Source organism: Dactylosporangium sp. CA-152071 (genome assembly GCF_050936335.1).
Lineage (GTDB): Bacteria > Actinomycetota > Actinomycetes > Mycobacteriales > Micromonosporaceae > Dactylosporangium > Dactylosporangium maewongense.
This window is the reverse complement of sequence record NZ_JBNJMZ010000002.1, coordinates 347,631-364,579: the sequence shown is the minus strand read 5'-3', so window position 1 is coordinate 364,579 and position 16,949 is coordinate 347,631. Positions and strand designations below refer to the sequence as shown.

The window sequence follows — 16,949 nt, the reverse complement described above, 5'->3', positions numbered from 1 at the left end:
CGAGCCGCGGCGGGCGTCCGGAGTAGGGTCTCGGAGTGAACGTCGTGCACGGGGTCATCACGGCCGGCGGCCGGCTCGCCTACTGGGCCGAGACCACCCCAGGCCCGGCCTCAGGCCTGCGCCGCCGCCCCAGGCGGGCGGTCCCCCACCCGTTCGCGGTCCTGCCCCCGCTCCCCGGCGACGTCGCCACCGCCGACCTGGTCCTGCCGACCACCGGCGCCCGCCCGCTGCCCTCCCCCACCCTCACCCCACCGGCCGCCACCGACCGCGACCCGGACACCACCGGCACGATGCTGTGGACCGTCCCGATCGTGTACGCCCCACCCGGCACCGACCTCGAAGCCGCCCTCACCGCCGACGACGCCCCCGACTCCGCCATCGTGGCGGCCCCGTCGATCGGCGCGCTGACGGACCTCGTCACGTTCGCCGCCGACCTGGTGCACCGGGGCCGCGTCCTCCCCGACCTCCTCGACCACCCGATCGAGGCCCGCTGGCGCCCCGTCCTGTGGGCCGACGACGCCATCACGTTCGAGTCCCTGTGCCGCTCCCTGCCGGGCGCCGCCTTCGCCGCCGCCGACTGGACCCCCGACGAGGCCGCCCGCGCCGCGCTCGACCACCAGGTCGACGCCCTCGTCCGCGCCGCCCTCACCAACCGCCCCATCGTCACCGACGCCGCGGTCCGCCAGGACAGCACCGTCCGCGCCTGGCTAGCCGCCCTCACCTCCCCCGACCCCACCCTCCGCGAACGCCCAACCCCGCACAGCAGCCCCGCACCGACCGGCGGCACGCTGAGCAACCGCACACCGAACGCCGACCCCACCCTCCACGAACACCTGCCCCCGAACGGCAGTCGCCCGCCGAACAACAACGGCACACCAAGTGGCGGCACCACGCCAAGCACCAGCAGCGAACCGAACAGCGGCGACGCACCGAGCAACAGCCACCCGCCAACCACCATCGGCGCACTGAACGCCTCCAGCCCGCCGAGCACCGAGAGCGGCAACACGTCAAGCCACAGCCGCCCGCCGAGCAACGACAGCGCACCGAACAGCGGCAGCGCACCGGGCTACAGCGACACGGTGAGCGACAGCGACGCACTGAACGTCGACAGCACACCGAACGGCAGCGGCGACGACGAGCCGAGCAACGGCGGTGGGCTGAGCAACGGCAGCACCGCAAACAGGGGCGTGCCGAGCAGCAGCGAGCCGAGCAGCAGCGGCGGGCTGAGCGGCGACGGTGTGGGTGGCGTGGGTGGTTTGGTGGGGCGGGCCGTGCGGGAGAGCACGGACGTGCGGCGGGTGCGGGACGAGATCCGGCGGTGGGCGGAGAGTGGGCGGCCGGCGGCGGTGCGGTTGTGCTTCCGGTTGACGTTTGTCGAGGAGTTCGACGAGGACGAGGAGGACGACGCCGTCGGGGCGGCGGCCGGTGAGGCGGGGGTGCGGGTCGACGACGGGCGGGACGTGTCGGGGTGGCTGGTGGAGTTCATGTTGCAGCCGGTCGCGGAGCCCGGGCTGCTCGTGCCGGCCAAGGACGTCTGGCGCAGCGGGGCGTCGCCGCTCTTCCGGTGGGTCGACTATCCGCAGGACGTGCTGCTGGCGGACCTCGGCAGGGCGAGCCGGCTCTGGCCCGAGCTCGACGAGGCGCTGCACCAGGCGCGCCCCGAGCAGCTGCGGCTGGACACGATCGGCGCCTACGGCTTCCTGCGGCACGCGGGGATCCTGCACGACGCGGGCTTCGGGGTGCTGCTGCCCGCGCAGTGGCAGCGGCGGCAGGATCTGGGGCTGACACTGACGACGCACTCGGCGCAGCCCGCGGCCCCGGTGCTGCGGGACACGACGGCGAACCGGGCCGCGATCGTGCGCTACCGGTGGGGGCTCGCGATCGGTGACGAGTTCCTCAGCGAGGCGGACCTGCGGGCGCTCGCGCGGGCGAAGGTGCCGCTGGTGCGGCTGCGCGGCCGCTGGGTGCACCTCGACCGGGAGAAGCTCCGCGCCGGCCTCGCCTTCCTCGCCCGGGGCGGGCAGGGGCACATGTCGGCCGGTGAGGCGATGCGGCTCGTCAGGCTCATCCCCGAGGGCGACCTGCCCCTGCCGGTCACGGGCGTCGACGGCACGGGATGGCTCGCGGACCTGCTGACGGGCCGGGCCGTGGAGCGCCTGGAGCTGCTGGAGCCGCCCGCGTCCCTCGCCACGACGCTGCGGCCCTACCAGCGCAAGGGCCTGTCGTGGCTGGCCTTCCTCGACGGGCTCGGCGTCGGGGCGCTGCTCGCCGACGACATGGGCCTCGGCAAGACCGTGCAGGTCCTGGCGCTGGAGGCGCTGCTGCGCGAGCGCGGCGCCCGGCCGCCGACGCTGATCGTGTGCCCGCTGTCGGTGCTCGGCAACTGGCGGCGCGAGATCGGGCGTTTCACGCCGGGCCTGCGGGTCGCCGTCCACCACGGCACGGAACGGGCGGCGGACGAGCTCGACGCCGACCTGGTCCTCACCACCTACCAGGTCGCGACCCGGGACGTGGACCGGCTGGCGGCGCGGGACTGGGACCGGATCGTGCTCGACGAGGCGCAGCACGTGAAGAACAGCACCAGCGCCGCGGCGCGGGCGGTGCGGCGGATCCCGGCGCGGCACCGGGTCGCGCTGACCGGCACCCCGGTGGAGAACCGGCTGACGGAGCTGTGGTCGATCGCGGACTTCCTGAACCCGGGCATCCTCGGGCCGGCGGCCATCTTCCGGGCCCGCTACTCGGTGCCGGTCGAGCGCTACGCCGACGCCGACGCGGCCGCCCGCCTGCGCCGGGTCACGCGCCCCTTCCTGCTGCGCCGGGTGAAGACCGACCGGGCGGTCATCGCGGACCTGCCGGACAAGCTCGAACGCCGCCAGTGGTGCAACCTGACCCTCGAACAGGCGACGCTCTACAAGGCGGTCGTCAACGAGCTCTTCGTGAAGCTGCGCGAGGGGCGGTCCGGTGAGCGGCGCAAGGGCCTGGTGCTGTCGGCGATGACGAAGCTCAAGCAGGTGTGCAACCACCCGGCGCACCTGATGGGCGACGGCACGCCGCTGGCGGGACGGTCGGGGAAGCTGGCGCGCCTCGAGGAGATCCTCGCCACGGCCCTCGACGCCGGGGACCGGGCGCTGGTCTTCACACAGTTCGCCAAGTTCGGCCACCTGCTGGCGCCCTACCTGGCGGGGCGGCTCGGGACCGGTGTCGAGTTCCTGCACGGGGGCACCGCGAAGGGCGCCCGGGACGCGATGGTCGAGCGGTTCCAGACCGGGACGGGGCCGGGGGTGCTGCTGCTGTCGCTGAAGGCGGGCGGGACCGGGCTCAACCTGACCGCCGCCAACCACGTCGTGCACGTCGACAGGTGGTGGAACCCGGCGACCGAGCAGCAGGCCACGGACCGCGCCTTCCGCATCGGGCAGCGCCGCGACGTGCAGGTGCACACCTTCGTCTGCGTCGGCACCGTCGAGGAGCGGGTCGACACCATCATGGCGGAGAAGCGGACCCTCGCCGGGGTCGCCGTCGGCAGCGGCGAGGGCTGGCTCACGGGCCTGTCCACCGACGACCTCCTGGACCTGATGACCCTGCGCCCGGAGGCGACGGATGAGTGAGACGAGGTGGTCCCACCAGTTCATCGCCATGCTCGAATCCTTGCGCATGGGCACGACATTTTCCGTCGGCCGCCGCTACGCCCGCGCCGGCAACGTCCGGTCGCTCACCATCTCCAGCAGCATCGTGACGGCGCTGATCCTCGACGAGGACGGTGAGACGTACCGGTCGCGCATCGCCGCGAAGGCGTTCTCCGCCGCCGACTGGGCCCGCATCGAGCGGGCACTGTCCAAGGAGGCGCGGTACGCGGCGAAGCTGCTCGCCGGGCACCTGCCGGAGGACCTGGACCAGCTGCTGCAGAGCTATGGGCTGTCCCTGTTCCCGCAGAGCCTCGCCGAGCTGGTCATGGACTGCGACTGCCCCGGCTGGCAGAAGCCGTGCCGGCACCTGACCGCCGCCTGCTACGTGCTGGCGGAGGAGTTCGACAACGACCCGTTCACCATCCTGGCCTGGCGCGGCAAGGGTCGCGACGAGCTGCTCGAGGAGCTGCGCAGCCACCGCGTGTCCGAGACCAGGCACGTGGCGCCCACAGACCCGGAGCCCCAGGCGGCCAGGAGCTTCTGGACCGCCGGCCCCAGGGTCACCACAAGAAACGAACCCCTGCCCGGCGCGATAGCGAGACCCGACGCCATCCTCGACCAGCTCGACCAGCTGAGACTCACCGTCGGCCGGTTCGAGGTGACCGACCTGCTCCGTGACGTCTACCGCACACTCGGTTGCGGGGAAAACGACGGAGGCGGTACCGTCGAACCCAATCGCGGCTGAGCACAAGGCGACGCCGCGGTCACGGCCGAGAGGCGCTGCGACGGACCCGCACGGGTTCGCCACGCTCGGCCGTTGACTACCCTTGACCCAAGGGCGCCTCCTGTCACCGGGAGGTGACCTTAGGCTATGCACAAGTATCTGCAGACGCGCAACGGGATCGAGTTCGCCGTTGCCGATCTCTCCCTCGCGGCCGCCGGCCGGACCCAGATCCGCCTCGCCGAGCACGAGATGCCGGGCCTGATGGCGACGCGCCGCGAGTTCGCCGACGCGCAGCCGTTGCGCGGCGCGCGGATCGCCGGCTCGTTGCACATGACCGTGCAGACGGCGGTGCTGATCGAGACCCTCGTCGCGCTCGGCGCCGAGGTCCGCTGGGTGTCCTGCAACATCTTCTCCACCCAGGACGAGGCGGCGGCCGCGGTCGTCGTCGGCCCGCACGGGACGGTCGACGCACCGACCGGCACGCCGGTGTTCGCGTGGAAGGGCGAGACGCTCGCCGAGTACTGGTGGTGCACCGACCAGCTGTTCGACTTCGGCGACGGCCTCGGCCCGAACATGATCGTCGACGACGGCGGCGACGCCACGCTGCTGGTGCACAAGGGCGTCGAGTTCGAGGCCGCGGGCCGGGTGCCGCAGCCGACGTCCGCCGATTCGGAGGAGTTCGCGCTCGTACTCGGTACCCTCGCCGACAGCCTCGCGAAGGACAACCGGCGCTTCACGAAGCTGGCCGCCGGCATCCGCGGCGTCACCGAGGAGACCACCAACGGCGTCAAGCGGCTCTACAAGCTCGCCGAGAGCGGTGAGCTGCTGTTCCCCGCGATCAACGTCAACGACTCGGTCACCAAGTCGAAGTTCGACAACACGTACGGCATCCGCCACTCGCTGCTGGACGGCATCAACCGCGCCACGGACGTGATGCTGGCCGGGAAGCTCGCCGTCGTCTGCGGCTACGGCGACGTCGGCAAGGGCGCCGCCGAGGCGCTGCGCGGCATGGGCGCCCGGGTCGTCGTCACCGAGATCGACCCGATCTGCGCGCTGCAGGCCGCCATGCACGGGCTGCCCGTGGTCCGCCTCGAGGACGTCGTCGCGACCGCGGACCTGTTCATCACCACCACCGGCAACAAGGACATCATCATGGCCGCCGACCTGGCCGCCATGAAGCACAACGCGATCGTCGGCAACGTCGGGCACTTCGACAACGAGATCGACATGGCCGGGCTGGCGAAGGTCCCGGGCATCGTGAAGAACGAGATCAAGCCGCAGGTGCACGAGTGGACGTTCCCCGATGGGCACGCGATCATCGTGCTGTCCGAGGGCCGGCTGCTCAACCTGGGCAACGCCACCGGTCACCCGAGCTTCGTCATGTCCAACAGCTTCACCAACCAGACGATCGCGCAGATCGAGCTGTTCACGAAGCCGGACGCGTACGAGCGCCAGGTGTACCGCCTGCCGAAGCACCTCGACGAGAAGGTCGCCGCGCTGCACCTCGAGGCGCTCGGCGTCCGGCTGACCGAGCTGACCAAGGAGCAGGCCGAGTACATCGGCGTCGACGTGGCCGGCCCGTACAAGCCGGAGCACTACCGCTACTGAGGGGTCAGCTCGGCCTCCTCGCAGTACCGCTTGAAGCCCTTCAGATCCATGCGCAGCCGGGCGTGCAGTTCCGCGTCCGGCTGCGCGCCGTGCGGGTGCACCAGTCGCTCGTCCAGCTGCGCGACCGCCACCACGTTGGTGGCGTCGTCGCCGAGCGGCTCCAGCCAGTACGCCTCGACGAGCTGAGCGCTGTCCCACCGCACGTACCGCCCCGGCTCGATGTCGCCGAGGACCGCGTCGATCTCGACCCGCCGCCCGCCGATGTCGAGCGCCAGGTGCGCGGCGTCGTCGCCGGCCTGGCTCACGGCGAGGACCCCGGACATGAACCGCGGATGTTCGCTGAGGTGCACCAGGTGCTCATAGGCACGCATCGCCGGCACGCCGACCCGCATCTCTTCCTGGGTGACGATCATCTGTCTCACCCCCTCGAGTCCACGGTACGCCGGAACCCCGAAAACCCCGCGCGCGGCACGGGTCGCCGGTTCGGGTCGGGCATGTGGACGATGTGACCGTTGTCAACGGTTGCGGCGCTTTCGTAGATTCAATGCCGACGATGTCGATGGTGACGGAGGCGGCGTGCGCGACCTTTTCCGGCGGTTCCCGCGACGCGGATCGCGGCTCGTTTCCGATCCGATCATGCCACCGGCGGCGAAGGCCGGTTACCCGGCGCTCGCCGAGGACTTCGAGGCGCTGCGCCCGGTCGAGGAGCGGTTCGAGCGCTACGACCTCGAGGCGCTGCGCGGCCAGCGCAGCTACCGGCTGCAGGGCATCGTCGTGCTGCTCGGCTCCGCGCTGCTGACCGGGCTCGGCGGGCTGCAGGCGGTCCTGTCGGACCAGCGCTGGCCGTCGGCGGTCCTGGCGGTGCTGGCGGTCGCGCTGGCGGGGGTGTCGCAGTTCGTCGTGGACGACCACGCGCTCGCCGACTACCGGCTCGCGCGGGTCAAGGCGGAGCGCCTGCGGGCGCTGTACTTCATCTATCTCGCCCGCGTCGAGCCATACACGGGCGACAATCGGGCGCGCCTGCTGGTCCGCGCGGTCGACGCGATCGACGAGGGTGAGGAGCTGACGTGACCGACCGCGAGTCGCAGTTCCGCGACCTGTACGAGCAGCACCGCGTACAGCAGCAGCAACGGTTTCTGGAGGGGCGTCGCGACGAGTTCCGCAACGCCTACAAGCAGGGCGTCCGGCTCCGCAACGGTCTGCTGGTGCTGTCGGGTGTGGTCGGCGCGACCGCGCAGGTGTTCAGCGGGCCGGGGTCGGCGACGGCCCGCGGCGTGTGCGGCCTGGTCGCGGCGCTGATCGCGGCGCTCGCCGGTGCGGTCGCCGGGTACAGCTCGCTGATGGGGTTCTCCAGCCTGCGGCGGTCCTATGAGGACGCGTTGAAGGGGGTACGCTCGGCCGGTCATTCCTGGCGGGACGCGCCGGACGACCGCGCCGCGCTGCTGCGGGTCGAGGAGGTCCTGCGGACCGAGAACGGACACTGGGGGCAGCTGGTGGTCAGGCAGGCCGACGGCACGCCCAGCGTCGAGCGGTGATGCCCGTCGTGCTGGCCAGCGGCCATCTCGTCGACGCGCCCGGCCGGCCGGCACCACGGTTTCCGCAGCGGGTCGCCGGCGAGGTCGCGAGGCTGGTGGCGGAGACGTTCGACGAATGGCGGGTCGGGCCCGGGTCGGTGCTCGTGTGCGGCGGTGCCCGCGGCGCCGACCTGATCGCCGCGGAGGCCGCGCTCTCCCGGGGCGCGGCCGTGACGCTCTGCCTGGCGATGCCGGTCGCGGAGTTCGAGCCGTCGTCGGTGGCGCTGCCCGGCACCGACTGGAGCGCCCGCTTCGAGCGCGTGCTGCGCGGCAGCGAGGTCCGGGTGCTGCACAGTACCGGCGACGCCGACGTCTTCAGTCAGACGAACCAGTGGATGGTCGACCTCGTAAAGGGCCTCGACGACCGCCCGCGGGCGCTGCTGGTCTGGGACGGCCGCAACGGCGACGGACCCGGCGGCACCGCCGACATGGTGGCCCGCCTCGGTTACGACGTGACCGACCCGCACGTCCGGGTCATCGACCCGACCGCCCTCTGAGGGACCCCGCTGAAGGATCCCTCAGAGGGCGCGCAGCGGCGCGGTGGCGAAGTCGCGCAGGCCTTCGGTGAGGTCGACGGCGGCGGTGAAGCCGAGCTCGGCGCGGGCGCGGCCAGGGGCGGCGACCACGTGCCGGACGTCGCCGGCGCGGTGGTCGCCCGTGATCACCGGTGCCGGGCCGTCCATCGCGGCGGCGAGGGTCGCGGCCATGGCACCGACGGTGGTCGGCCGGCCCGAGGCGATGTTGTACGCCCGGAACCCGTCGACCGCCGCGTCGAGCGCCAGCACGTTCGCGGCGGCGACGTCGGTGACGTGGACGAAGTCGCGGCGCTGCGCGCCGTCCTCGAAGACGCGCGGCGCCCGGCCGGCGGCGAGCGCGGAGCGGAAGATGGCGGCGACGCCGCTGTAGGGCGTGTCGCGGGGCATGCCGGGCCCGTACACGTTGTGGTACCGCAACGCCACCACCGTCCCCGCGCCGGCGAGCGCCCACGCCTGCGCGAGGTGCTCCTGGGCGACCTTCGTCGCGGCGTACACGCTGCGTGGGCGCGGCGGCGCGTCCTCGTCGACGTCGCGGGGCTCCAGCGGCGTGCCGCAGGACGGGCAGCCCGGCTCGAACCGTCCGGCGTCGAGATCCGCGGCGGCGCGCGGCGCCGGCGACGTCGCACCGTGGGACGGGCACGCGTAGCCGCCCTCGCCGTAGACGACCATCGAGCTGGCCAGGACGAGCCGCCGCACGCCGGCGCGGGCCATCTCCGCGAGCAGCACGGCGGTGCCGAGGTCGTTGCAGCCCACGTACTCCGGCAGGTCGGCCAGGTCGACACCCATGCCGACCATCGCCGCCTGGTGCACCACGGCGTCGACCCCGTCCAGCAGCGCCGCGACCGCGGCCCGGTCACGCACGTCGACGCGGTCGGCGTCCGGCGGGGGCGAGCGGTGCGCGGCCGGGTGCAGCAGGTCGAGCACGCCGACGTCGTGGCCCGCGGCGCGCAGCGCGGTGACGACGTGACCGCCGATGAACCCGGCTCCGCCGGTGACGAGGATCCGCATGCCGTCGACCGTAGGCGGCGGCGACGGCGGTCGACGGCCGCGTTCGCGGTTCGTAATGGTTGGTTCGTTCCTCGTAAGATCTTCGCCCCGGGATCCTCGGTAGCGTCCGATCCGTGCCAGATGTCGTATTGCCTTGTCTGAATGAGGCCGCCGCGTTGCCGTGGGTGCTGTCCCGGCTGCCGGACGGCTACCGGGCGGTCGTCGCCGACAACGGGTCCACCGACGGGTCGCCGGCGATCGCCGAGGCGCACGGCGCGGTCGTCGTCCACGCCGCGCCGCGCGGGTTCGGCGCCGCCGCCCACGCGGGCCTCGAGGCGGCGACCGCCGACGTCGTGTGCTTCATGGACGCCGACGGCTCGTTCGACCCACGGCAGCTGCCCCGCGTCACCGAACCGGTCCTGCGGGGGCGCCTCGACCTGTCGCTCGGCCGCCGCCGCCCGACCGCCCGCGGTGCCTGGCCGCTGCACGGCAGGGCCGGCAACGCCGTCGTGGCGTGGCGCCTGCGCCGCACCACCGGGATCCCCGTGCACGACCTCGGCCCCATGCGCGCCGCCCGCCGCGAGGCGCTGCTCGGGCTGGGACTGCGCGACCGCAGGTTCGGCTACCCCCTGGAGATGATGGTCCGCGCCGCGGCGGCCGGGTGGCGCATCGCCGAGGTCGACGTCGACTACGCGCCCCGCATCGCCGGCGGCCGGTCGAAGGTCACCGGGTCGGTCCGCGGCACCGCCCGCGCCGTGCGCGACATGTCGAAGGTGCTGGCACGATGAGGGTCCAGCTGCTGCTGCTGGCGAAGACGCCGGTGCCGGGACGGGTGAAGACCCGCCTCTGTCCCCCGTGCACACCGGCGGAGGCCGCCGGGATCGCCGCGGCCATGCTCGCCGACACCGTCGACGTCCTCACCGCCGCGCCCGCCGCCCGCCGGACCCTGGTCGTCGACGGCGACCTGCCCGCCCCGCCCGGCTGGCACCGCCACCCGCAGCGCGGCGACGGTCTCGGCGAGCGGCTCGCCGCCGCGTACGCCGACACCGCGCTCCCCGGCGTCGCCACCCTCCTCGTCGGCATGGACACCCCGCAGGTGCGCGTCGGCCACATCGTCGCGGCCTGCGCGGCGCTCGCCACCACCGGGGCGGTCCTCGGGCCGGCGGAGGACGGCGGCTGGTGGGCGCTCGGCCTGCGGGACCCGTCCACCGCCAGGGTGCTCACGGGCGTCCCCATGTCCACCTCGGACACCGGTGCCGCCACCCACGCGGCGCTGCGCGGGCTGGGCCTCGGCGTGGCGACCCTGCCGACCCTGCGTGACGTCGACACCGCCGAGGACGCCCGGGCCGTCGCCGCCGGCTGCGAACCGGGCCGGTTCACGACGGCGGTTGCGGCGTCGGTACCGGCCGGGGCCGCGACATGAGCGCGCCGGTCGCCCTCTACGGTGCCGCGCTGCGCCGCGCCGCCCGCGGAGAGCCCGCCGCGATGGACCTGGTCGACGCGGACGGTGCCGTGGTCCGCCCGCTCGACGCCGGATCGTGGTCCGGCGCGCCGCGGGCCGGCGACGCGCAGCTCGTCCAGCGGTGCACGGACGGCACCCTCGACCTCGGCTGCGGCGCGGGCCGGCTCACGGAGGCCGTCGCCGCGACCGGCCGCCGCGTCCTCGGCGTCGACGTCAGCCCGCAGGCCGTCCGGTACGCGCGCCGCCGCGGCGCATCCGTCATCCGCGGCGACCTCTTCGCCCCGCTGCCCCGTGAGGGCGACTGGACCTGTGCGCTGCTCGCCGACGGCAACATCGGCATCGGCGGTGACCCGGCCCGGCTGCTGCGCCGCTGCCGGAGCCTCATCGGCGGTGACGGCAGTGTCCTCGTCGAGGTCGACCCGCCGGGCGGGCGGACCTGGAGCGGCCGGGTCGCGCTCACCGACGCGGACCGGACCAGCACCGCGTTCGCGTGGGCGTTCGTCAGCGTCGACGACATCGCCGCCGTCGCACGCGACGCCGCCCTGCGGCTCGCCGGGACCTGGACGGAGGCCGGCCGATGGTTCGCCCACCTGACGCCCTGACGCGCCTGTCGCGGCGGCCCACGGATCCGCGCCTGACCGCGCACCTGGGCCTGTGGCTCGCCGGGGCGTTCACCGTGTGCCTCGTGACCGGGCTGATCAGCCACGCGATCCAGCACCCGCCCGGGTGGTGGCGCTGGCCGTCACGCCCGGTCAACCTGTACCGGCTGACCCAGGGCCTGCACGTCGCCACCGGCCTCGCGTGCTTCCCGCTGCTCACCGCGAAGGTCTGGTCGGTCCACCCGAAGCTGTTCGCGTGGCCGCCGGTGCGCGGTGTGGCGCACGCCCTGGAACGCGGCACCGTCGCGCTGCTGTCCGCCGCCGCCCTGTTCGAGCTCGTCACCGGCCTGCTCAACATCGCCTACTGGTACTCGCTGATGCCGTTCGGGTTCGTCGGCGCGCACTACTGGACGGCGTGGCTGCTGGCCGGCGCGGTGCTGTTGCACGTCGCGGCGAAACTGCCGGTCCTCCGCACGCCGGCCCCGTCGCCGTCCGCCCGGCGGTCCCGCCGGGCGGTCCTCGGGCTCGTCGGGGCGGCGGCGGGGGTCATCACCGTCGCCACCGCCGGGCAGACGGTCCGCCCGCTGCGGCGGCTGTCGCTGCTGGCGCCGCGGCTGCCCGATGTCGGCCCGCAGGGTGTACCGGTGAACAAGACCGCGGCCGCCGCCGGCGTGACCACGGTCGACGGCGGCTACCGGCTCGTGTTGACCGGCCCCGGCGGCCGGCACGCGCTGAGCCTCGCCGACCTGCGGGCGATGCCGCAGCACACGGTGTCGCTGCCGATCGCCTGTGTCGAGGGCTGGAGCGCCGACGCCGAATGGACCGGCGTCCGGGTCGCCGACCTGCTCCGCCTCGTCGGCGCCGCGGGCCTCGCGGTGACCGTCGAGTCGCTGCAGCGCGACGGCGGCTACCGCACGTCCACAGTGGACGCCCGGTTGGCGCAGGACCCGTTGACGCTGCTGGCGTTGCGGCTGCACGGCGAGCCGCTGCACCCCGACCACGGCTACCCGTGCCGGCTCATCGCACCGGACCGGCCGGGCGTGCTGCAGACGAAGTGGGTCGGCGCGCTCACCGTGGTGTCGCCGTGAGGGCACTGCTGGTGGTCCTCGGGCTCGCCGCCGCCGGCTACGGCGCCTACGGCCTGCTCACCGACGGCGGCGCGAACCCGCTCGGGCAGCTGGTGTTCGCCGCGGTGCTGCTCGCCGGCCACGACTTCCTCGTCGTCCCCGCCGTCGTCCTCGCCGGCGTCGCGCTCACCCGGTGGGTGCCGCGACCGGCCCGCGGCCCGGTGCGGGCGGCGCTCGTCGTCAGCGCCGCGGTGACCGTCGTCGCGCTGCCGTTCGTCATCGGCGCGGGCCGCGTCCCCGACAACCCGTCCGCGTTCCCGCAGTCCTACGGCCGGGGTCTCGCGCTGGTCCTCGCCGTCGTGTGGGCGGTCGCGGGCGCGTGGACCGTCGCGAACCTGCGGAGGCGGCGATGACCGCGCGGCGGGTCGCGGCGGCCGCGTGCCTGGCCGCGATGCTGGCGGCGCTGCTGGTGCTGCCGGGGCGCTGGTACCTGCTGATGTGGCTGCCGTTCGCGGCCGGCGCGTGGCTGGTCTGCCGCCTCGACCGCCGAACCGCCCTGGTCCTCGTGCTCGCCGGCGGCGCCGCGCTGCCGCTCGCCGCCGGGCTGGAGCCGCCGAACAGCAGCGACGACATGTACCGCTACGTGTGGGACGGCCGGGTCCAGCGCGCGGGGATCGACCCCTACCGGTTCCCGCCGTCCGCGCCGGAACTCGCCGGCCTGCGCGACGGTTTCCTGTGGCCGGAGCACTCGAACTGGTGCGTGCCGAGCGGGTGCACGCTCATCAACCGGCCGGACGTGCCGACGATCTATCCGCCGGTCGCGGAGGCCTTGTTCGCGGTGGTGCCCGACGGCGCGCGGACCCGCCCGATGCAGCTGACCATGTCGGCGTTCGCGCTCGGCACGGCGATGCTGCTCTGGTACGCCCTGCGCCGCCTCGGCCGCGACCCCCGGCGGGCGGTGCTGTGGGCGTGGTGCCCGCTCGTCGCGCTGGAGGCGGGCAACAACGCGCACGTCGACGTCGCCGCGGTCGCGCTCGCCGCCGCCGCCCTGTACGTGCTGGCCCGGGCCGGCACCCGGCAGGCGGCGGCCCTCGGTGGGCTGCTGCTCGGGCTGGCGGTGGCCACGAAGCTCACCCCGGCGCTGCTCGGCCCCGCGGTCCTGCGGCGGCGGCCGGTCACCGTCGTGCTCGCCGCGGCCGGCGCGGTCGCCGCCGTGTACCTGCCGCACGTCGTCGCGGCCGGGCCCGCGGTCCTCGGCTACCTGCCCGGCTACCTGCACGAGGAGGGCTACGCGAGCGGCACCCGCTTCGCGCTGCTGGCCCTGCTGCTGCCCGGCCCCGCCGTCGCGCCCGCGGCCGTGCTGCTGCTCGCCGCGGCCGCCGTGCACGTGGCGCGGACCGCCGACCCGGACCGGCCGTGGCGGGGCGCCGCCGTCATGGTCGCGGCGGCGCTGCTCGTGACCGCGCCGACCTACCCGTGGTACGCGATGCTGCTGGTCATGCTCGTCGCCTACGGCGCGCCCGCCGAATGGCTCACCCTCGCCGTCGCGGGCACCTTCGCGCAGCTCGCCACGGACCTGGGCCTGGTGCAGACGACGGTGCAGCGGGTCGCGTACGGCGCCGCGCTGGTCGTGGTCGTCGCCGGCGCCCGCATAAGATCGCGGCATGCGACTCGGCGTGCTGCTGCTCCCGACCGACCCGTGGCCGCGCTCGGTCGCCCGGGCCCGCCACCTTGAGGCGCTCGGCTACGCGCACCTGTGGACCTACGACCACCTGTCGTGGCGCCGGTACCGCGACGAGCCGTGGCACGCGGCGATCCCCTGGCTGACCGGGCTCGCCGGGGTGACGAGCCGGGTGCGGCTCGGGACGATGGTCACGTCGCCGACGTTCCGGCACCCGGCGCTGCTGGCGAAGGAGGCGCTGACGCTCGACCACGTCAGCGACGGCCGGCTCACCCTCGGCGTCGGCGCGGGCGGCACCGGCTTCGACGCCACCGTCCTCGGCGACCCGGTGCTCAGCCCCCGGCAGCGGGCGGACCGGCTCACCGAGTTCGTCGACGTGCTCGACGGGCTGTTGCGCTCGCAGGGGTACTCGCACCGGGGCGAGCACTACACCGTCGACGACGCCCGGATGGTCCCCGGCTGTGTCCAGCGGCCCCGGCTGCCCATCGCCCTCGCGGCCGCGGGCCCTCGCACGCTCGCGCTCACCGCCCGGCACGCCGACGCGTGGATCACCTTCGGCGAGCCCGACGCCGCGGACCAGTCCCCTGCCGCGATCGAGGCCGCGGTCCGCCGTCAGGCCGCGATCCTCGACGACCGCTGCGCCGCCCTCGGCCGCGACCCGGCGGCGCTGGACCGCATCTACCTCGTCGGCAACACCGCGGAGCGGCCCCTGGCGAGCGTCGCCGCGTTCGAGGACTTCGTCGGCCGGTACGAGGCGCTCGGCTTCACCGACGTCGTCTTCCACGACCCGCGCCCCGGCGACCCGGTGTGGACGGAGGACCCGGAGATCGCCGACGCGATCGCCGAGCGGCTCATCAAGCGGTGACGGCCGCGATGGCGGCGTGCGCGCGGTGGGTGCCGTCGGCGGGCCGCCGCCACCGTTCGACCTCGGCGAAGCCGGCCTGCGCCAGGAGGCCGGAGAACTCGTCGACGGGCCACCGGTAGGCCGTCACGACCTTGTGGTCGAACGCCTCGACCGCGTCGCCGTCGAAGAACCCGACGACCAGCGCCCCGCCCGGGGCCATGGCCCGCCGCAGCTCGGCGAGGACACCGCCGACCTCGTGCGGTGTCCGGTGGATCAGCGAGTACCAGGACAGGATCCCCGCCACGGACCCGTCGGCGACGGGCAGGTGGTCCATCGACCCCAGCAGGTACCTGCCGCCCGGGAACGCCGCCCCGGCGTGGGCGATGAACTCGGGCACCAGGTCGATCCCGGTCGCGTCGACGCCGAGCGAGCGCAGGTGGTCGGTCATGTGCCCCGGCCCGCAGCCCACGTCGAGCACCGTGCCGGCCCTCGTCAGGTGCCGCTCGATGAACGCGAGGTCGTCGGCGTGCGACTGCTCCCGCGTCCCGAACAACTCGATGTAGAGGTCCGACACCGCCCCGTACGCCACCCGCACCCGTCCCAGATCCACCGCGTCACCCTAACGTCGAAATTTGCCCGGGGCGGCGGTGGCCATATCGGTGCGCCGGGTGCGTTCTCCTACCGTCCGGAACGAATCGGCGCGAGGAGAGGCGCTTCTGGTGACGTTTGAGGAGTTCGTCGCGTCGCGGCTGGCGGCGTTGCTGCGGTACGCGACGGTGGTGACCTGGAACCCGCACCTCGCCGAGGACGTGGTGCAGGAGGTCCTCGTCCGTGCGCAGGCGCGGTGGGGGCAGATCAGCCGGGTCGAGGCGCCCGAGCGGTACGTGCAGCGCATGGTCGTCAACGAGTTCCTGTCGTGGCGGCGCCGGGCGGCGGCCAGGCTGCTGCACCTCGGCGAGGGGTTCGACCAGCCGGAGCCGGACCACGCGGAGGCGCACGCGGACCGCGACGCCATGATGCGGCTCATCGGCGGCCTGCCGCCGCGGCAGCGGGCCGTGATCGCGCTGCGGTTCTACGAGGACATGTCCGTCGAGGAGATCGCCGAGGTCCTGAGCTGCCGGACGTCGACGGTCCGCACCCACCTGAGCCGGGCCATGGACACGCTGCGCGCGGCCCTGCCCAGCTCGCTCATCACCACGAAGGAGGCACCGTGACCACGGAGCTCGAGACGCTCGTCCGCCGGCTGCAGGAGCAGCGGGCCGACGCCGCACCGGACCCCGACCGGCTCCGCGGCGCGCTGCCTGCGCTGATCGCCCGGCGGCGGACCACCCGGACGGTCGTCGCCGCCGTCGCCGCCGTCATCGTGCTCGCCCTCGCCGTGCCCGTCACGTTGGCCGCCACCGGCCGGCGCCAGGCCGGCCCGCCGGCAGCGAGCCCCGGCCCGGCCGCGACCCCGGGCATCGCGCTGCGGTACGGCCCGACCTGGGTCCCCGACGGCTACCGGGAACGGCGCCGGGGGGGCGTCGTCGTCGACCAGGAGACGGGGGGTGCCGTCTTCCGCAGGTGGACCGACGGCCCGATGGTCGGCCAGTTCCAGCCGTCGGTGCGGTACCTGGAACTCGAGATCGTCGAGATGCCCGCGCGGCCCGGGCCGACCCCGGACGGCGCGGTGGACATCAACGGTGTCCCCGGCACCGTGTTCGTCGGCGAGGCGCCGGACAGCAGAGCGGTGGTCACCTGGCAGATCGACGCCACACACTTCGCCCGCGTGCAGTCTTCCCCGGCGATCTCACAGGACGACATCCTCCGCGTCGCGCGTTCCGTGCGCCCGGACCCGGCCGTGTTCAGCCCGCCGGTGCGGCAGGGACGGCCGGGGCCATTGCCCAGCGGCAAGTACGACATGATCGCCGACAACACCCGGCACTGGGACGCCACCTCGATCATGCTCGATGTTGTTGCGCCGCTGTTGTCGCTCAAGGCGACGGTCGGCCCGGCCTTCGACGTCCCGGAGGGTGGTGACCCGGTGCACGTCCGTGGCGCGACCGGCCGGATCGCCGCCATCGCCCCACCGGCGAGCAACCTCTCGTGGACGCTGACCCTCGTGGTGACGCTGCCGGACGGCCGGCTGCTGACCGTGGAGAGCAACGTCGACGGTGACTCGCCCGCGACCCGCGAGGCTCTCGTCCGGGCCGCCGACGGCCTCGTCATCGACCTCGCACCGGACGTGTCGTGGGCGCAGTGACC

At 74.3% G+C, this 16,949-nt stretch carries 18 protein-coding genes and 1 riboswitch; of the genes, 15 read left to right on the top strand and 3 right to left on the bottom strand.

The genetic code is table 11. The annotated features are described in order from the left end of the window. Positions 1-35: 35 nt before the first annotated feature. The 3 genes from ACQEVZ_RS41770 (at position 36) to ahcY (ending at position 5,955) form a co-directional block, all read left to right on the top strand. Positions 36-3,605: an SNF2-related protein gene (locus tag ACQEVZ_RS41770; protein ID WP_433378059.1), complete on the top strand. Its 3,570-nt coding sequence runs from the start codon at positions 36-38 to the stop codon at positions 3,603-3,605. After that, the gene (locus ACQEVZ_RS41765; RefSeq protein WP_433378056.1) at positions 3,598-4,368 is read left to right on the top strand and encodes a hypothetical protein; all 771 of its coding nucleotides are present in this window, start codon (positions 3,598-3,600) and stop codon (positions 4,366-4,368) included. Before ACQEVZ_RS41770 ends, ACQEVZ_RS41765 begins: the two co-directional genes overlap by 8 nt. Positions 4,369-4,389: 21 nt before the next feature. After that, positions 4,390-4,474: riboswitch (S-adenosyl-L-homocysteine riboswitch) on the top strand. Between the two features lie 20 nt (positions 4,475-4,494). Further along, positions 4,495-5,955: an adenosylhomocysteinase gene (ahcY, locus tag ACQEVZ_RS41760; protein ID WP_344514741.1), complete on the top strand. Its 1,461-nt coding sequence runs from the start codon at positions 4,495-4,497 to the stop codon at positions 5,953-5,955. Here ahcY and ACQEVZ_RS41755 read toward each other — a convergent pair. Beyond that, the gene (locus ACQEVZ_RS41755) at positions 5,949-6,368 is read right to left on the bottom strand and encodes a hypothetical protein (RefSeq protein WP_433378053.1); all 420 of its coding nucleotides are present in this window, start codon (positions 6,366-6,368) and stop codon (positions 5,949-5,951) included. The two genes, ahcY and ACQEVZ_RS41755, sit on opposite strands and share 7 nt — an antisense overlap. A gap of 223 nt (positions 6,369-6,591) precedes the next feature. Between ACQEVZ_RS41755 and ACQEVZ_RS41750 the strand changes: the two genes are divergently transcribed. Genes ACQEVZ_RS41750 through ACQEVZ_RS41740 form a run of 3 tightly spaced genes read left to right on the top strand, consistent with a single transcriptional unit; the run spans position 6,592 to position 8,026 of the window. Further along, positions 6,592-7,026: a DUF4231 domain-containing protein gene (locus ACQEVZ_RS41750; protein WP_344514737.1), complete on the top strand. Its 435-nt coding sequence runs from the start codon at positions 6,592-6,594 to the stop codon at positions 7,024-7,026. Then, a complete protein-coding gene (locus tag ACQEVZ_RS41745; protein ID WP_433378050.1) occupies positions 7,023-7,490 on the top strand; it encodes a hypothetical protein in 468 nt (155 codons plus the stop codon). Before ACQEVZ_RS41750 ends, ACQEVZ_RS41745 begins: the two co-directional genes overlap by 4 nt. Next, positions 7,487-8,026, top strand: coding sequence for a hypothetical protein (locus ACQEVZ_RS41740; protein ID WP_354890498.1), 540 nt, complete (start codon positions 7,487-7,489; stop codon positions 8,024-8,026). The genes ACQEVZ_RS41745 and ACQEVZ_RS41740 overlap by 4 nt, the downstream gene beginning before the upstream one ends. A 21-nt stretch (positions 8,027-8,047) precedes the next feature. Here ACQEVZ_RS41740 and ACQEVZ_RS41735 read toward each other — a convergent pair whose 3' ends face one another. Then, on the bottom strand, positions 8,048-9,073 hold the full coding sequence (locus ACQEVZ_RS41735) for an NAD-dependent epimerase/dehydratase family protein (RefSeq protein WP_433378047.1): 1,026 nt from the start codon (positions 9,071-9,073) through the stop codon (positions 8,048-8,050). Between the two features lie 113 nt (positions 9,074-9,186). Here ACQEVZ_RS41735 and ACQEVZ_RS41730 point away from each other — a divergent pair, with 113 nt between their 5' ends. Genes ACQEVZ_RS41730 through ACQEVZ_RS41700 form a run of 7 tightly spaced genes read left to right on the top strand, consistent with a single transcriptional unit; the run spans position 9,187 to position 14,726 of the window. Beyond that, entirely contained in the window at positions 9,187-9,840 is a 654-nt protein-coding gene (locus tag ACQEVZ_RS41730; protein ID WP_433378044.1) for a glycosyltransferase family 2 protein, read from the top strand. After that, positions 9,837-10,475, top strand: a complete 639-nt coding sequence (locus ACQEVZ_RS41725) for a TIGR04282 family arsenosugar biosynthesis glycosyltransferase (RefSeq protein WP_433378041.1) — start codon at positions 9,837-9,839, stop codon at positions 10,473-10,475. Before ACQEVZ_RS41730 ends, ACQEVZ_RS41725 begins: the two co-directional genes overlap by 4 nt. After that, entirely contained in the window at positions 10,472-11,116 is a 645-nt protein-coding gene (locus ACQEVZ_RS41720; RefSeq protein ID WP_344514725.1) for a methyltransferase domain-containing protein, read from the top strand. The genes ACQEVZ_RS41725 and ACQEVZ_RS41720 overlap by 4 nt, the downstream gene beginning before the upstream one ends. Further along, positions 11,092-12,201 carry a molybdopterin-dependent oxidoreductase gene (locus ACQEVZ_RS41715; protein ID WP_433378038.1) on the top strand — a complete coding sequence of 370 codons (1,110 nt, stop codon included), beginning with the start codon at positions 11,092-11,094 and terminating at the stop codon, positions 12,199-12,201. Before ACQEVZ_RS41720 ends, ACQEVZ_RS41715 begins: the two co-directional genes overlap by 25 nt. Then, positions 12,198-12,593, top strand: a complete 396-nt coding sequence (locus tag ACQEVZ_RS41710; protein ID WP_433378035.1) for a hypothetical protein — start codon at positions 12,198-12,200, stop codon at positions 12,591-12,593. Before ACQEVZ_RS41715 ends, ACQEVZ_RS41710 begins: the two co-directional genes overlap by 4 nt. Continuing rightward, the gene (locus ACQEVZ_RS41705) at positions 12,590-13,915 is read left to right on the top strand and encodes a glycosyltransferase 87 family protein (RefSeq protein WP_433378032.1); all 1,326 of its coding nucleotides are present in this window, start codon (positions 12,590-12,592) and stop codon (positions 13,913-13,915) included. The genes ACQEVZ_RS41710 and ACQEVZ_RS41705 overlap by 4 nt, the downstream gene beginning before the upstream one ends. Beyond that, a complete protein-coding gene (locus ACQEVZ_RS41700; protein ID WP_433378029.1) occupies positions 13,845-14,726 on the top strand; it encodes an LLM class flavin-dependent oxidoreductase in 882 nt (293 codons plus the stop codon). The genes ACQEVZ_RS41705 and ACQEVZ_RS41700 overlap by 71 nt, the downstream gene beginning before the upstream one ends. Here ACQEVZ_RS41700 and ACQEVZ_RS41695 read toward each other — a convergent pair. Next, positions 14,716-15,315 (bottom strand): class I SAM-dependent methyltransferase, encoded by a 600-nt coding sequence (locus ACQEVZ_RS41695; protein WP_433378026.1) that lies wholly within the window; start codon positions 15,313-15,315, stop codon positions 14,716-14,718. The genes ACQEVZ_RS41700 and ACQEVZ_RS41695 overlap by 11 nt on opposite strands. A gap of 109 nt (positions 15,316-15,424) precedes the next feature. Here ACQEVZ_RS41695 and ACQEVZ_RS41690 point away from each other — a divergent pair, with 109 nt between their 5' ends. Beyond that, the gene (locus ACQEVZ_RS41690; RefSeq protein WP_433378023.1) at positions 15,425-15,919 is read left to right on the top strand and encodes a SigE family RNA polymerase sigma factor; all 495 of its coding nucleotides are present in this window, start codon (positions 15,425-15,427) and stop codon (positions 15,917-15,919) included. After that, a complete protein-coding gene (locus ACQEVZ_RS41685) occupies positions 15,916-16,947 on the top strand; it encodes a hypothetical protein (RefSeq protein ID WP_433378020.1) in 1,032 nt (343 codons plus the stop codon). Before ACQEVZ_RS41690 ends, ACQEVZ_RS41685 begins: the two co-directional genes overlap by 4 nt. The last annotated feature ends 2 nt before the right edge of the window (positions 16,948-16,949 follow it).

Bases quoted from the DNA above. Each gene is read 5' to 3' on its own strand.
- ACQEVZ_RS41765 (WP_433378056.1), top strand. From the start codon at position 3,598: ATGAGTGAGACGAGGTGGTCCCACCAGTTCATCGCCATGCTCGAATCC.
- ahcY (WP_344514741.1), top strand. From the start codon at position 4,495: ATGCACAAGTATCTGCAGACGCGCAACGGGATCGAGTTCGCCGTTGCC.
- ACQEVZ_RS41755 (WP_433378053.1), bottom strand. From the start codon at position 6,368: ATGATCGTCACCCAGGAAGAGATGCGGGTCGGCGTGCCGGCGATGCGT.
- ACQEVZ_RS41750 (WP_344514737.1), top strand. From the start codon at position 6,592: ATGCCACCGGCGGCGAAGGCCGGTTACCCGGCGCTCGCCGAGGACTTC.
- ACQEVZ_RS41735 (WP_433378047.1), bottom strand. From the start codon at position 9,073: ATGCGGATCCTCGTCACCGGCGGAGCCGGGTTCATCGGCGGTCACGTC.
- ACQEVZ_RS41725 (WP_433378041.1), top strand. From the start codon at position 9,837: ATGAGGGTCCAGCTGCTGCTGCTGGCGAAGACGCCGGTGCCGGGACGG.
- ACQEVZ_RS41720 (WP_344514725.1), top strand. From the start codon at position 10,472: ATGAGCGCGCCGGTCGCCCTCTACGGTGCCGCGCTGCGCCGCGCCGCC.
- ACQEVZ_RS41715 (WP_433378038.1), top strand. From the start codon at position 11,092: ATGGTTCGCCCACCTGACGCCCTGACGCGCCTGTCGCGGCGGCCCACG.
- ACQEVZ_RS41705 (WP_433378032.1), top strand. From the start codon at position 12,590: ATGACCGCGCGGCGGGTCGCGGCGGCCGCGTGCCTGGCCGCGATGCTG.
- ACQEVZ_RS41700 (WP_433378029.1), top strand. From the start codon at position 13,845: ATGCGACTCGGCGTGCTGCTGCTCCCGACCGACCCGTGGCCGCGCTCG.